General features: G+C 71.0%; 11 protein-coding genes and 1 pseudogene. 7 read left to right on the top strand and 5 right to left on the bottom strand.

Features of this window, described 5'->3' with window-relative positions:
* Positions 1-29: 29 nt before the first annotated feature.
* Positions 30-998: a cytochrome c oxidase subunit II gene (gene coxB / locus QFW77_RS16440; RefSeq protein ID WP_331487969.1), complete on the bottom strand. Its 969-nt coding sequence runs from the start codon at positions 996-998 to the stop codon at positions 30-32.
* Between the two features lie 266 nt (positions 999-1,264).
* Here coxB and putA point away from each other — a divergent pair.
* Positions 1,265-4,473 (top strand): annotated as a pseudogene (putA, locus tag QFW77_RS16435) (bifunctional proline dehydrogenase/L-glutamate gamma-semialdehyde dehydrogenase PutA).
* Between the two features lie 204 nt (positions 4,474-4,677).
* Entirely contained in the window at positions 4,678-5,595 is a 918-nt protein-coding gene (locus tag QFW77_RS16430) for an AEC family transporter (protein ID WP_280575897.1), read from the top strand.
* An 87-nt stretch (positions 5,596-5,682) separates the two neighbouring features.
* On the opposite strand, the gene QFW77_RS16425 is transcribed toward QFW77_RS16430, so the two are convergent.
* Together QFW77_RS16425 and ada are read right to left on the bottom strand one after the other, a co-directional pair.
* Positions 5,683-6,387, bottom strand: coding sequence for a 2OG-Fe(II) oxygenase (locus QFW77_RS16425; RefSeq protein ID WP_280575896.1), 705 nt, complete (start codon positions 6,385-6,387; stop codon positions 5,683-5,685).
* Positions 6,377-7,441, bottom strand: a complete 1,065-nt coding sequence (ada, locus tag QFW77_RS16420) for a bifunctional DNA-binding transcriptional regulator/O6-methylguanine-DNA methyltransferase Ada (protein ID WP_280575895.1) — start codon at positions 7,439-7,441, stop codon at positions 6,377-6,379. The genes QFW77_RS16425 and ada overlap by 11 nt, the downstream gene beginning before the upstream one ends.
* Before the next feature lie 162 nt (positions 7,442-7,603).
* Here ada and QFW77_RS16415 point away from each other — a divergent pair, with 162 nt between their 5' ends.
* The gene (locus tag QFW77_RS16415; protein WP_280575894.1) at positions 7,604-8,245 is read left to right on the top strand and encodes a glutathione S-transferase family protein; all 642 of its coding nucleotides are present in this window, start codon (positions 7,604-7,606) and stop codon (positions 8,243-8,245) included.
* Positions 8,246-8,276: 31 nt separating this feature from the next.
* Positions 8,277-8,714 (top strand): hypothetical protein, encoded by a 438-nt coding sequence (locus tag QFW77_RS16410; protein ID WP_280575893.1) that lies wholly within the window; start codon positions 8,277-8,279, stop codon positions 8,712-8,714.
* A 72-nt stretch (positions 8,715-8,786) separates the two neighbouring features.
* Here QFW77_RS16410 and QFW77_RS16405 read toward each other — a convergent pair whose 3' ends face one another.
* Positions 8,787-10,175, bottom strand: coding sequence for an OmpP1/FadL family transporter (locus QFW77_RS16405; protein WP_280575892.1), 1,389 nt, complete (start codon positions 10,173-10,175; stop codon positions 8,787-8,789).
* Positions 10,176-10,387: 212 nt separating this feature from the next.
* Between QFW77_RS16405 and QFW77_RS16400 the strand changes: the two genes are divergently transcribed.
* Genes QFW77_RS16400 through QFW77_RS16390 form a run of 3 tightly spaced genes read left to right on the top strand, consistent with a single transcriptional unit; the run spans position 10,388 to position 11,966 of the window.
* On the top strand, positions 10,388-11,080 hold the full coding sequence (locus tag QFW77_RS16400; RefSeq protein ID WP_280576127.1) for a rhomboid family intramembrane serine protease: 693 nt from the start codon (positions 10,388-10,390) through the stop codon (positions 11,078-11,080).
* Positions 11,081-11,098: 18 nt separating this feature from the next.
* Positions 11,099-11,419, top strand: a complete 321-nt coding sequence (locus QFW77_RS16395; protein ID WP_280575891.1) for a DUF1820 family protein — start codon at positions 11,099-11,101, stop codon at positions 11,417-11,419.
* Positions 11,420-11,441: 22 nt separating this feature from the next.
* The gene (locus QFW77_RS16390; RefSeq protein ID WP_280575890.1) at positions 11,442-11,966 is read left to right on the top strand and encodes a hypothetical protein; all 525 of its coding nucleotides are present in this window, start codon (positions 11,442-11,444) and stop codon (positions 11,964-11,966) included.
* 204 nt (positions 11,967-12,170) lie between these two features.
* On the opposite strand, the gene QFW77_RS16385 is transcribed toward QFW77_RS16390, so the two are convergent.
* Positions 12,171-13,805, bottom strand: coding sequence for a S41 family peptidase (locus QFW77_RS16385; RefSeq protein WP_280575889.1), 1,635 nt, complete (start codon positions 13,803-13,805; stop codon positions 12,171-12,173).
* Positions 13,806-13,836: the final 31 nt, after the last annotated feature.

Below are 13,836 nucleotides of genomic sequence, written 5' to 3'. Positions count from 1 at the left end.
TCTGCCTGGAAAGCTTGCGGTAGGGTCGATCAGGCCGCGGGGGTCGCGGCGGCGGGGGCGATGCCGGTCTGCAGCGCGGGCTCCTCGCCCTCGGCCGCGTCCTCGATCATGTCGGGGTCGACGCCGCGCGGCGCGGTACCGCTGCCTTCCTCGTCGATCACCGAGGGCTCCTGCGGCGCCGAGTCGGCCTTGCGCGCGGCCAGCCAGGCGTCGAACTCGTCGCGCGGCACCGCACGCACCACGATCGGCATGAACGCATGGTCCTTGCCGCACAGCTCGGCGCACTGGCCGCGGTAGACGCCCGGCTCGCGGATCTCTGTCCAGGCCTCGTTGACCAGGCCCGGGATCGCGTCCTGTTTCCAGCCCAGCGCCGGCACCCACCAGGAGTGGATCACGTCGTCGGCGGTCACCACGAAGCGCACCTTGGTGTCGACCGGCAGCACCAGCTCGTTGTCGACCTCGAGCAGGTACGCCGGGTGGGCGTCGAGCTCGGCGCGGGTGGTGGCGCGGTTCTGGCGCAGGCGGTCGCTGTCGCGGTCCATGCGGCTGGTGAAGGCCACGTCCTCGCCGAGGTACTCGTAGGCCCACATCCACTGGTAGCCGGTGACCTTGACGGTCATCTCCGAGTCGCGCACGTCGTACATGGCGATCAGCTTGCTGGTGGCGGGCACCGCCATCACCACCAGGATGACGATCGGCACGATGGTCCAGATCACCTCGGCGGTGGTGTTGTGGCTGAACTGCGCCGCGACCGCGCCCTTGGACTTGCGGAACCTGAACATCGCCACCGCCATCGCGCCGAACACGATGACGCCGATGACCACGCAGACCCAGAGCACGAACATGTGCGCCTCGTAGGCGTTCTGCGAGGTGGCGGTCACGCCGCGCCCCATGTTCAGCTGCCACCGCTGGGGATCGGCGGATTGCGCGAGCGCTCCCGTGGACAGCGCCATCGCGGCGAGACCCAGGGCCCATTGCTTGAAACGACCGGCTTGCATCACTTTGGAACCCCGAATGCCTCGTTGGCGTCTGCTGTTGGCTGGCGGGAGCGCGAACCGGGCCCTCGCCCCGGGGGACCCTGGGGCAGCATGGCGCGGTGGCGGGCTGCGGTTAACCCGCAAATGGTAGCTGCGGCAGGCATTTGCGGGCAAGTCGCGGGACCGCGCCGTTCCCGACTGAATGGCTTCAGCGCCGCCCCCGGGCACCCTGTCCCGGCGGAGCGGCAGGCCCTAGAATCGCGGGCTTCGCCCGACCCCGGTGCCCCGTGCCCACCATCCTTTCTCCGGAACTGCCCGACCCGCCGCCGCCGGCGCGGGCCGCGATCACCGCCAGCTGGTCGCCGGACGAGACCGCGCACCTGCGCGAGCTGCTCGCGCGGGCGCGGCTGCCGGGGGAGGACGCTGCCGAGGTGCAGGCCGCGGCCGCCGACCTGGTGCGGCGGGTGCGGGCCCGGGCGCGCGACCAGGGCGCGATCGAGGCGTTCATGCAGCAGTACGACCTCGGCAGCGAGGAAGGGGTGCTGCTGATGTGCGTGGCCGAGGCGCTGCTGCGCATCCCCGACCAGGAGACCACCGACAAGCTGATCCGCGACAAGCTCGGCGAGGCCGACTGGAAGCGGCACATGGGCCGCTCCGAATCGGTGCTGGTGAACGCTTCCACCTGGGGGCTGATGCTGACCGGGCACCTGGTGGACCTGGCCGACGAGACCAGGCGCGACGTGCACAACGCCTTCAAGCGCGTGGTGGGCCGGGTCGGCGAGCCGGTGATCCGCCTGGCGGTGCGCCAGGCGATGCGGATCATGGGCCACCAGTTCGTGATGGGCCGCACCATCGACGAGGCGCTGGCGCGCGGCCGCAAGGGCCGCAACGCCGCGTACCGCTATTCGTTCGACATGCTCGGCGAGGCCGCGCTGACCGAGAAGGACGCGCAGCGCTATCTGCGCGCCTACCACGGCGCCATCGACGCCATCGGCCGCGGCGGCCCGGGCGGCAGCTACGCCGGCGGCGATCCGTTCGCGGCGCCGTCGATCTCGGTGAAGCTCTCGGCGCTGCACCCGCGCTACGAGCACGCCAAGCGCCGCAGGGTGCTCGACGAGCTGGCGCCACGGGTCCTGGAACTGGCGCAGCGCGCCCGCGCCCAGGGCATCGGCTTCACCGTCGACGCCGAGGAATCCGAGCGCCTGGAGCTGTCGCTGGACGTGATCGCCGCCGCCTATGCCGATCCGTCGTTGGACGGCTGGGAAGGCTATGGTCTGGCGGTACAGGCCTATCAGAAGCGCGCTCCGGCGGTGATCGATTTCGTCGTCGACCTGGCCCGGCGCCACGGCCGGCGGATTCCGCTGCGCCTGGTCAAGGGCGCCTACTGGGACAGCGAGATCAAGCGCGCCCAGGTGGAAGGCCACGAGGGCTACCCGGTGTTCACCCGCAAGCCCAGCACCGACGTGTCCTACCTCGCCTGCGCGCGGCGCATGCTGGAGGCCGCCGACGCGGTCTACCCGATGTTCGCAACCCACAATGCCCACACCATCTGCGCGGTGCAGCGGATGGCGCGGCTGTACCTGCCCGGTGCGTTGCGCGCACAGCCGGCGCCGTACGAGTTCCAGAAGCTGCACGGCATGGGCGACGACCTCTACGCCGAGGTGATCCCGCCCGAGCGCATGGGCGTGCCATGCCGGGTCTACGCCCCGGTCGGCAGCCACGAGGATCTGCTGCCCTACCTGGTCCGCAGGCTGCTCGAGAACGGCGCCAACTCCAGCTTCGTCAACCGCATCAGCGACGAGGACGTGCCGGTCGAGGACCTCATCCGCGACCCGCTCGAGACCGTCGCCGCATACGACTGCCTTCCCCACCCCCGGATTCCGCTGCCGATCGACCTGTTCCGCAGCCAGGGCCACCACAGGAGCAATTCCATGGGCCTCAACCTCGCCAACGACGACCGGCTGCGGCGGCTGGCCGAGCAGGTGGACGCGGCAGTGGCCGGGGCTGCCGAGGAGGGCTGGCGCGCGGCGCCGCTGGTGCCGGGCGCCCGGCCGTCCGGCCCGGAGATCGAGGTCACCAACCCGGCCGACCGGCGCCAGCGCGTGGGCCGATGGCGGGCGGCCGACGAGGCCACGGTGGAACGCGCGCTGGTCAACGCGGTGGCGTCCCAGCCCGGCNCGCCACCCCGGCCAGCTCGCGCGCGGCGATCCTGGAACACGCCGCCGAGCTGCTGGAATCGCGCATGGCGCAGTTCATCGCCTTGTGCACCAGGGAGGCGGGCAAGACCATTCCCGACGGCGTGGCCGAAGTGCGCGAGGCGGTCGACTTCCTGCGCTACTACGCCGGCCAGGCGCGCAAGCTGTTCGTGCCCGAACCGCTGCCCGGCCCCACCGGCGAGACCAACACCCTGCAGCATGCCGGCCGCGGCGTGTTCGTCTGCATCAGCCCGTGGAACTTCCCGCTGGCGATCTTCGCCGGCCAGGTGGCCGCGGCACTGGCGGCCGGCAACAGCGTGATCGCCAAGCCCGCCGAGCAGACCAGCCTGGTGGGCTACTACGCGGTGCAACTGCTGCACGAGGCCGGCATTCCGCGCGAGGTGCTGCAGTTCCTGCCCGGCGACGGCGCCACCGTGGGCGCCGCGCTCACCAAGGATCCGCGGGTGGCGGGCATCGCCTTCACCGGCTCCACCTTCACCGCGCGCGCGATCAACCGCGCGATGGCCCAGCGCGACGCGCCGATCGGCGTGCTGATCGCCGAGACCGGCGGCCAGAACGCGCTGATCGCCGACTCCTCGGCGCTGCCCGAGCAGCTGGTCAAGGACGTGCTGGGCTCGGCGTTCACCTCGGCGGGGCAGCGCTGCTCGGCGGCGCGGATCCTGTTCGTCCAGGACGACGTGGCCGAGCGGGTGATCGAGATGCTGGCCGGCGCCATGGCCGAGCTGCAAGTCGGCGACCCGGCGCTGCTGTCGACCGACGTCGGCCCGGTGATCGACACCGATGCGGTGAAGATGCTCGACGAACATGCCGCGCGCATGGCCACCGAGGCGCGGCTGATCGCCGAGGCCCCGGGCGGCGAGCACCTCGCCCACGGCACCTTCTTCCTGCCGCGCGCCTGGGAGCTGAAATCCCTCGATCAGCTGGAGGACGAGAAGTTCGGCCCGGCGCTGCACGTGATCCGCTGGAAGGCCAGCGAGCTGGACAAGGTGATCGCGGCGATCAATTCCACCGGCTACGGCCTGACCCTGGGCATCCACTCGCGCATCGACGAGACGGTCGAGCGGATCGCCTCGCAGGTGCGGGTGGGCAACGTCTACGTCAATCGCAACCAGATCGGCGCGGTGGTGGGAGTGCAGCCGTTCGGCGGCCAGGGCCTGTCCGGCACCGGCCCCAAGGCCGGCGGCCCGCACTACCTGCCGCGCTTCGCCACCGAGAAGGCGGTGACCATCAACACCACGGCGGCCGGCGGCAACGCCTCGCTGCTGACGCTGGAGGACTGAGCCGCGCTGCGCTGGGCGCAGCGGCGCCGTTTTCACCTCGACCCGGGCGCCGGGCGGGAGCGACGGAGGTCACGATCACTGGTGCCAGCCGCACCCGTGGTCGCGAACCCGCGGAGGCGGCAGCGCGTCGCAGATCAGTTGTCGATGCGGACGGTCGCCGGGCCGCCGCTCTAAGATGAAGGCCATTTCGCGACCGTTTTCCGCATGGCCTTCGACGCCTTCGCACTGATCCTCGCCATGCTCGCGCTGGGCATGCTGTTCGCACGCCTGCGGCTGTTCCCCGATGCGGCCGCGGAGTCGCTCAACCTGGTGGTGCTGTACGTCTGTCTGCCGGCGGCGGTGCTGCTGTACGTGCCGCGGCTGGACTTCGAGCCGGCGCTGCTCGGCCTGGCCGCCACGCCCTGGCTGCTGGCGGTCGCCACGGTCGCGCTTGTGCTGCCACTGGCCCGCTGGCTGGAGTTTCGCCGCGACGAGCTGGGCGTGGTGCTGCTGTGCGTGGCGCTGGGCAACAGCAGCTTCATCGGCTATCCGATGATCCGCGCCCTGCTCGGCGACGACGCGCTGCCCTACGCGGTGGTCTACGACCAGTTCGGCACCTTCGTGCTGCTGTCGACTTTCGGCCTGTACGTGATCGCCCGCTTCAGCGGCGACGCGCCGCCATCGGGGCGCGAGATCGGCCTGCGCATCGTGCGCTTCCCGCCGCTGTGGGCGCTGGCGTTCGGCCTGACCCTGATGCCGGAACAGCCGCCGGCCTGGATCGCCCAGGGCCTGCAGCGCCTGGCCGACGCGATGCTGCCGCTGGTGATGCTGGCCGTGGGCCTGTCGATCCGGCTGAAGATCCCGCGCGATGAACTGAAGCCGCTCGCCACCGGCCTGGCGCTGAAACTGCTGGCGATGCCGGCGCTGGCGCTGCCGCTGTCGCTGTTGTTCGGCATGCAAGGGAAAATGCTGCAGGCCAACGTGCTCGAGTCGGCGATGCCGACCATGATCACCGCCGCCGCGCTTGCGATCTCCCACGGCCTCGCTCCGCGCCTGGCCGCGGCGCTGGTCGCCTACGGCATCCTGCTGTCGCTGGCGACGCTGCCGCTGTGGGCGGCGCTGCTCGACGCCCTCTCGGGGTGACCCGCCTGCTGGACGGACTCGCCGCCCGCGCGGCGCCCTCGCCGCCCCGTGCTACAGCGGATCGATTCCCACGCGCTCGCCTTTGCATCAGGCGGCGTCGTGCAGGATGATGCCCATTGCATACCGGGTTCCACTGACGACGGCGCTCACACCGTGTCGCATCTTCACGCGGTAGTCGCCCCGCGCCCCTGGCACCGGCCGCTCGTTCACGGCGAACGCCACCGCATCGCCTTGCCGCAAGGGCACCACGGTCGCACGCGACTGCATGCGCGGGCGCTGCTCGGTCAGCACGAATTCGCCGCCGGTGAAGCCGCTTCCGGGCTCCGACAGCAGCACCGCCACCTGGATCGGGAACACGTGCTCGCCGTAGAGGTCCTGATGGAGGCGGTTGTAGTCTCCCGGCCCGTATCGCAGGAGCAGTGGCGTGGGCCGGGCCTGCCCCGCTGCATGGCACCGCGCGAGGAACTCCGCGTGCTTCTGCGGATATCGAACGCCCGATCCTAGGCGCTCGTTCCAGCCGTTCGCCAGCGGCCGCAGCAATCCGTACAGCCGGGCCCGCAACGCCTCGACCTGTTCCGGCAGCGGATAGGCGAAGTAGCGGTACTCGCCGCGGCCGAACCCGTGCCGGTGCATCACCACCCGCGAGCGGAAGCCTTCCTCGTCGCCGTACCGGGAGGCGATGTCCCGGCACGCCGGCGGGCCCAGCAGCCCAGGCAGCTGCGCCCATCCCTCGGACTCGAGATCCGCCTCCACGCTGCTCCAGTCGTACCCTGCCAACGCGTCACTGCTCACGCGGCGTGCCCTCGCGTTCGAGCAGAGCGTGCTTGCGATCGACGCCCCAGCGATACCCCGAGAGCGCACCATCCCGACGCACGACCCGATGACAGGGAATCGCCACCGCGATCGGATTGGCTCCGCAGGCCTGCGCGACCGCGCGCACCGCCTTCGGCTGGCCGATCGCAGCGGCGATCTCCGCATAGCTTGCGGTCCTGCCTGCGCCGACCGTGCGCAACGCCTGCCATACGCGCTGCTGGAACGCCGTCCCCTGGATGTCCAGCGGCAGGTCGAACCTGGAACCGGGCGATTCCACGAGCGCTATCGCTGCTGCCGTGGTCTGCTCGAAATCCGCGTCCGCACCGACGAGTTCGGCTCTGGGAAAGCGCTTCTGGAGATCCTCCACCAGCGCCTGCGGATCGTCGCCGAGAAAGATCGCGCAGACGCCGATGTCGGTTGCGGCCACGATGATCGAGCCGAGCGAGCATTCCCCCACGGCGAAGCGGATGCGCGCCCCCGCGCCGCCGGCCCTGAACCGTCCAGGCGACATGCCCAGCACCGCGGGCGCGGCCTCGTAGAAGCGGCCACTTGAACCGAAACCCGCGTCGTACGCCGCAGCGGTCACGCTCGGGGCGGTGGGCAGCGCCTGGCGCATGCGCCGCGAGCGCTGGGCCGCCGCATATGCCCGCGGCGTCACTCCGGTGACGGCCTTGAAGACCCGGTGAAAGTGGTAGGGGCTCATCCCCACCGAATCCGCGAGTTGCGCCAGCGGAAGGGGCGATTCGCTCTGCTCGATCAGCCGGCACGCAGCGACCGCCGCCTGCGCATTCTTCTCGCTCCGCGAAGGACCGTTCGGCACGCAGCGCCGGCACGGCCTGAAACCGGCGCGCTCGGCGGCCTCGCAGCTGGCGTGGAACGCGATGTTCTCCGGTCGCGCAGCGCGCGCAGAGCACGATGGGCGGCAGTAGACGCCGGTCGTGCGAACCGAGTAGACGAACGTGCCGTCAGCACTCGAATCGCGCCGTTTCAGGGCCGCCCAGCAGGCGGGCAGGTCAAGATGTCCGGATGGCATGCGGTATCTCCCGATCAACCTGCATCCACCTTAGCCCCGAGCCTTCCGGCACGCTCCCCGATCCTTGCTCGGCAATCCTCCACCGGGATTGCAGCGCAAGATCCGGATATGCACAAGCCAGGGAGGACCGGAAGATCGCCGCTTTTACGCGCGAGGATCGCCATGCTGACCCTGTACGACTATCTGCCGTCGCAGAACGGCTACAAGGTGCGCCTGCTGCTTTCGCAGGCGCAGATACCGCACCGGACCCGGCTGGTCAGCATCTTCGAAGGCGCGGGGCGAGCGCCAGAGTATCGCGCGATCAACCCCACCGGCGCGGTGCCCGCGGTCCGGCTCGACGATGGACGGGTGCTTTCCGAGTCGAACGCGATCCTCGCCTACCTGGCCGAGGGCACGGCATACCTGCCCGAAGACAGGTTTCTGCGTGCCAAGGTGGCGCAGTGGATGTCGTTCGAGATCGACTACGTTCAGAACACGATCGGCTCGCTCAGGTACTGGGCCCTGACCGGAAAGCTCGAGCAACGCCCCGCGGAACTCGTTGCCATGAAGCGCGCGGGAGCCCGGCGTGCGCTGGACGTGCTCGACGCCCACCTGGCCGCCACGCCGTTTCTGGTGGATGGGGCGTATTCGGTCGCCGATATCGCGGTGTTCGCCTACGCGCATCTCGCCGATGAGGCCGGGATCGAGCTGTCGCGCTATCCGGCTTTAATCGCCTGGGTGGGGCGCATCCGGTCGCAGCCGCGGTTCCTCGGCCAAGTCTTTCCCTACTCGATCGATCCACACGCTTCGGGAGAGCTGTCGTGACCGGGTCCGGGGCGGTAGCGAGGCCGCCAGCATGAGACTACTCGCGCTCGTTATCGCGTTGTCGCTGCTTTTTCCCGGTTCGGTCGACGGATCGGATGCGGAACCGGACTTCGATCACCCGGCCCCCGTCCAATGGTCGGCCACCTACGCGGAATCCGGCATCGACTCGGTCCGGATCGAGCTGGTGCGGGGCAGCGTCACGGTCGTACGCCGAGAGGGCCCTCTCGTGATCGAAGCCCGGAAACGCCGGTATGGCGGCCGAGCTACGGACGTGGACGTGCTGGCGACCGAGCGGGAGGGCCATCTGCGCCTCGTCGATACGTATCCGACGGAGTCGGCCGCAGTTGCGATGGAGTGCCACCCGCCCATCGACGAAAGGGGCGAGTACTGGTCCAGCGACATGGGCCTCGATCTGGTGGTGCGGGCTTCGGCGGCGGTCGAAGTCTCGCATTTCATCATGAGCGACTAGTCCCGGGTGGCACGGCGATAAAAAAAGGCCCCGCCGAAGCGGGGCCCTTTTTGCGACGCGTCGTGGCGCGGATCAGAACCGGTACTGCGCCGAGACGCCGAACAGGTTGGCGCCGCCGTCGTAGGTGCCGGTCAGGCGCGAGCCGCTGCTCGAGACCAGGTCCACTTCCGGATCGTCGGCCATCTGGATGCGGGTGTAGGCCGCGGAGATCTCCATCTGGTCGGAAGCCGCCCAGCTCAGGCCGACCGCGTACCAGTTGCGGTCCTGGTCGGGCATGCGCGGGGTGCGGTGCTGGAACGCGATCGGCGACTCGTCGCGGCCGATGCCGCCGCGCAGGGTGAAACGGTCGTTGAGCGCGTACTCGGCGCCGACGGTGTAGAACCAGCTGTCGTGCCAGTTGTAGTCCTCGACCGAATCGGGCTGGGCGGGATTCTCGAACTGGATGCGCACTTCCTCCATCGAGCTCCAGCCGGTCAGCGCGGTCTCGGCCATCAGGGTGAGCTGGTCGTTGACCCGCCAGCTGCCGCTGAAGGTGTGGGTGCTCGGCAGCACCAGGCGCGCGCCGCCGCCGGTGTCGACGAACTGGCCGGTGCCGGCCAGGATCGGCGCGACGTTCGAGGGCACGGTGAAGTCGGCGTGGCCGTCGATCTCGTGCTTGATCTCGGAGCGGTAGGCGTAACCCAGCGAGACGCGCTCGCCCGGGCGGAAGCTCAGGCCGCCGACCCAGCCGATGTTGGTGTCGTCGCCCTCGATCGAGACGAAGCCGTCGTTCTTCTGCGGGCCGTACGGGCCGGTGACCGGATCGGGCTGGAAGCACAGCGGCTGGGTGGCCGGGTTGGCGCACAGCGAGCTGCCGAAATCGATGGCGTTGGACAGGGTGACGTCGGCGCGCTCGATCACCGCACCGAAGCCGACCGAGAAGTTGTCGCTCAGTTCGACCGCGGCCGACAGGGTGAGGTCGACGATGCGTACGTCGGACTCGACCGCGTGGTAGCGGCCGACCCAGTCGGAGTCGTACTCGGTCTTCAGGCCGAACGGGGCGCTGACCATCGCGCCCAGGGTCAGGTACTCGAAGCGGTCGCTGAGCGGCAGGATGAAGGACATCGCCGGGACCGGGGTCACGCCGCCGGCATCGCCGCCGTCGCCGCCGCTCAGCGGCTGCTGCAGCGGGCTGCCCGCGGCGGCGCTGCCGCCGCCCTCGAACTCGAACGACAGGTCGATCGCGGTGACGTCGCCCTGCACGGTGGTCTGCTCGAAGCTCGACATCATCGCCGGGTTGTTGACCACCACCGAGGCGTCGCCCCAGGCGGAGGCGGAGCCGGCCATGGCGCGGCCCTGGGCCTTGACGCTGTTCTCGCGCAGCTCGAACGCGGAAGCGTGCGCCTGGCCGGCGCAGGCCAGCGCGCCGGCCACGCCGAGCGCCAGGACGGAAAGGGAGAGGGTGCGGGGAAGAGTCTGCATTGCTGGGTGGTCTCCGATGACTTCGTGGTTGACGCGCCGCAACATGCCAGGGCCTTGTCCCGGCCCTGTGCCCTGCATCGGAAGCCCTCCCGACCGCGGCGCCGGGCGCACTATAACCGTACCCGGGCGTGTGGTCACGGGACATGCGCCACGATTCCGCCGCCGCCCAGGCTGAACAGGTATCGTGGCGGCTTCCCGCAGGCGCCGCCGGCATGTTCGTCTCGATTCCCACCCACGCCCGTCCGGGCTTCCGCTGGGCCACCCCGCTGCTGTGCGCCCTGCTCTGGCTGGCCTACCTGTGGGCGAGCATGCGCCCGGACAGCATGCAGCACGACCTGCTGCTGGAATGGGGCGCGCTGAGCGGCGGCCTGGCGCCGACCGACCTGCTGCGCTCGTGGTCCGAGGCCGAGCGCTGGCTGCGCCTGCTGAGCGCGCTGTTCCTGCACGCCGACTGGGCCCACCTGCTCGGCAACCTGGTGTTCCTGCTGATCTTCGGGCTGCCGGCCGAGCGGGCGATGGGGCCCTGGCGCTTCCTCGGCCTGTTCCTGCTCGGCGGCGCGTTCGCCAACTTCGTCGCGGCGCTGGCGATCGGCGCGCCGGACCGGCTGATCATCGGCGCCAGCGGCGCGGTCTCGGCGCTGATCGGCGCCTACCTGGCGCTGTTCCCGCGCGCGCGCCTGGGGGTGGTGCTGCCGCTGGGGCTGTTCCTGGAGTTCGTGCGCGCCCCGGCCTCGCTGCTGATCGGGATCTGGGCGCTGCTGCAGGTGGTGTTCGCCTACATCGGCCCGGCCTTCGGCATGGTCGCCTGGGCCGCGCACGTCGGCGGGTTCCTGTTCGGCGCGGTGTTCGCCCTGGCCTCGCGCGGCGCGATCGCGCGGCGGCTGCGGCGGCGCCAGGGGTACTGAAGGCAATATACTGCCGCCATGCTCAAGCCGCTCTACAAGGTCAGCTTCCTCAACCTCGGCAAGGTCTACGAGCTGTACGCGCGGCGCGTGCACAGCGGCAGCCTGTGGGGCTTCACCGAGGTCGCGGACCTGGTGTTCGACGTCCACGACGGCGTGGTGGTGGATCCCACCGAGGAGCGCCTGCGCGACGAGTTCGCCGGCACCCGGGTGCTGCACCTGCCGATGCAGTGCATCCTGCGCATCGAGGAGGTCGAGAAGAAAGGCCAGTCGGCGATCCGCGACGCGGGCTCCGGCGAAAAGGTGGTCACGCCCTTCCCGCTGCCCGCCAAGCCGCGCTGACCGGGCCGGGCAGAGACGCGCAATGAAGCCTTCCGCCCGCACCACGCTGATGCTTGCCCTCGCCGCCGCCGCCTCCACCGGCTGCGAGCGCACGCCCACCCCCGCGGGCGAGGCCGGGGCGCCGGCCGGCGCGGCCGCACCGGCCAGGGCCGACAACGGCTTCGAGGTGGAGGTGACCCTGTCCGAAGCGGCAGCGCGCGCGCTGGCGGCCGGCGGCGAAAGCGTGGTGGTCTCCGCCGACTATTTCGGCTACCCGACGGTGGCGGCGCAACAGCGCGAGCTTCCAGGCACCGGCGACGGCTGGCTGAGCCTGCACGAGCGGAAACTGGAACTGGAAGGCGCCGGCAGGGTCGCGTTCGCGCCGGTGAATTTCGATGCCGGGCAGCTGCAGCTGATCGAACGGGGCCAGCCCCAGTTGCTGATCAACGTGTATTCCGGGCGCCGCTCGTCCGAGGACAATCTGCTCGACTGCGGCACCTTCCAGGACGCGCTGGCGGTGGCGGTCCGCTCCGGCGTGCACATCGAGTGCAAGCTGATCGCCGAATAGCCGGCCACCAAAAACCCCGCAACTGCGCCACGCCTCTGTAGGAGCGGCCCATGGCCGCGAAGGCCGCGGGAGCTTCGGCCGGGTCGGCGGCGATCTCCGGCGCTTCCGTCAGCACCGGCCCTCGCGCGCATGGCGCGCTCCTACAGCGGCGGCGAGGGCGGTTCCGCGGGGAGGGTCGATCCCCCGGACTCGTGCCTGCCTGCTTCAGCGGCTGGCGTTCGCAACGCTGGGGGCGGCCTTCGGCTGCGGCCCCGGCGTCGGATGTTTCAGTTCCGCCAGCGCCGCGTCGATCGGGCCGTCGCCATCGAGCACCTCGCCGGCGTTGTCGCCCGGCAGGGCTTCCTCATCGCCGCGCAGGTGCCCTGGCAGGGCCGCTTCGGAGTACTCGCCGGCAAGCCGCGCCGGGCGGTCCTCCGCTTCCAGCACCACGTCCGGGTCGATGCCGCGCGCCTGGATCGAACGCCCGCTGGGGGTGTAGTAGCGCGCGGTGGTGAGCTTGACCGAGTCGCCGTTGTCGAGCGGCAGCACGGTCTGCACCGAGCCCTTGCCGAAGGTGCGGCTGCCGACGATCCGCGCGCGGCCGTTGTCGTGCAGCGCCCCGGCCAGCACCTCCGAGGCGCTGGCCGAGCCGGCGTCGACGATCACCACCACCGGGGCGCCGTCGAGCAGGTCGCCGGGGGTGGCCGAGAACTCGGCATCGCTGATGCTGATCCGGCCGCGGGTACTGACGATCGCGCCGGCGTCGAGCAGGTCGTCGGCGATCTGCACCGCCGAGGTGAGCAGGCCGCCAGGATTGCTGCGCAGGTCCATCACCAGTCCACGCAGCGGTCCGTCCGCCTGGAGCTCTCGCAGGGTGCGCTGGAACTCCGCAGCGGTGTCGACCTGGAAGGCGGCGATGCGGATGTAGGCATAGCCGGGCTCGAGCATGCGCCCGCGTACGCTGGCCACGCGGATGATCTGGCGCTCGACCGGGATCTCCAGCGGCTCGGCGGCGCCTTCGCGCAGCACGGTGAGCACCACCGAGGTGCCCGGTTCGCCGCGCAGCGGGCCGGCGCCGTCGTGGCTGGACGGGGTGAAGGTCACGCCATCGGCGGCGACGATGGTGTCGCCGCTGCGGATGCCGGCACGCTCGGCCGGCGTATCGTCGATCGGCGCCACCACGCGCAGGCTGCCCTCGGGCAGCTGCAGCACCTCCACGCCGATGCCGGCGTAGGCGCCGGAGGTGCTCTCGTCGAAGGCCTCGGCGGCGTCGCCCTCCAGGTAGGCGCTGTGCGGATCGAGGTCGAGCAGCAGGCCGCGGATGGCCGACTGCATCAACTCGCGATCGTCGACCGGCTCGACGTAGGCTTCGCGGATCGCGTTGAAGACCGCCACATAGCGGCGGATCTCCGCCAGCGGCACGCGCGTCGAACTGCCTTCGGCGGCGTCGGGATCGTCGCTGGGGCCGACGACGCGGGCCTCGCCTGGATCCGGCTCGGCCGCAGGTTCCGGCGTCGCCGGGGACCCCGCCGGCGGAGCCGGCTCCGCTGCCGGGCGCTCGGTGCCGGCCGGCTCCGCCCCGCCCTCCTGCGGCGTGTCCTCCTGCGGCTGCGCCGCGGGCGCAACCGCGGCACCCGGGTCGGTCGGCTCCCCGGCCTCCGGCTCGCCCGCGGCCGGCGCCGGCTCCGACGCGGCGGGGGCGGCATCGGGAGCGGCCGGAACCTCCCCCATCGGGGCCTGGCCGGCCCCGGCCGCGCCTTCGACGGCCGGCCCGGCCTGCGGTTCGGCGGCGCGCTCCTGCGCCGGCAGGGGGACCGGCGACAGCGCGGCGAGGATCAGCAAGAGCAGGAGATGGCGCATGCAGCGGCTCCGGGAATGAGCAGTGTCAGAC

The sequence above is a fragment of the Luteimonas endophytica genome (genome assembly GCF_029887875.1).
Classification (GTDB): domain Bacteria; phylum Pseudomonadota; class Gammaproteobacteria; order Xanthomonadales; family Xanthomonadaceae; genus Luteimonas; species Luteimonas endophytica.
The sequence above is the reverse complement of the archived record's forward strand: the minus strand, read 5'-3'. Positions and strand labels throughout refer to the sequence as shown.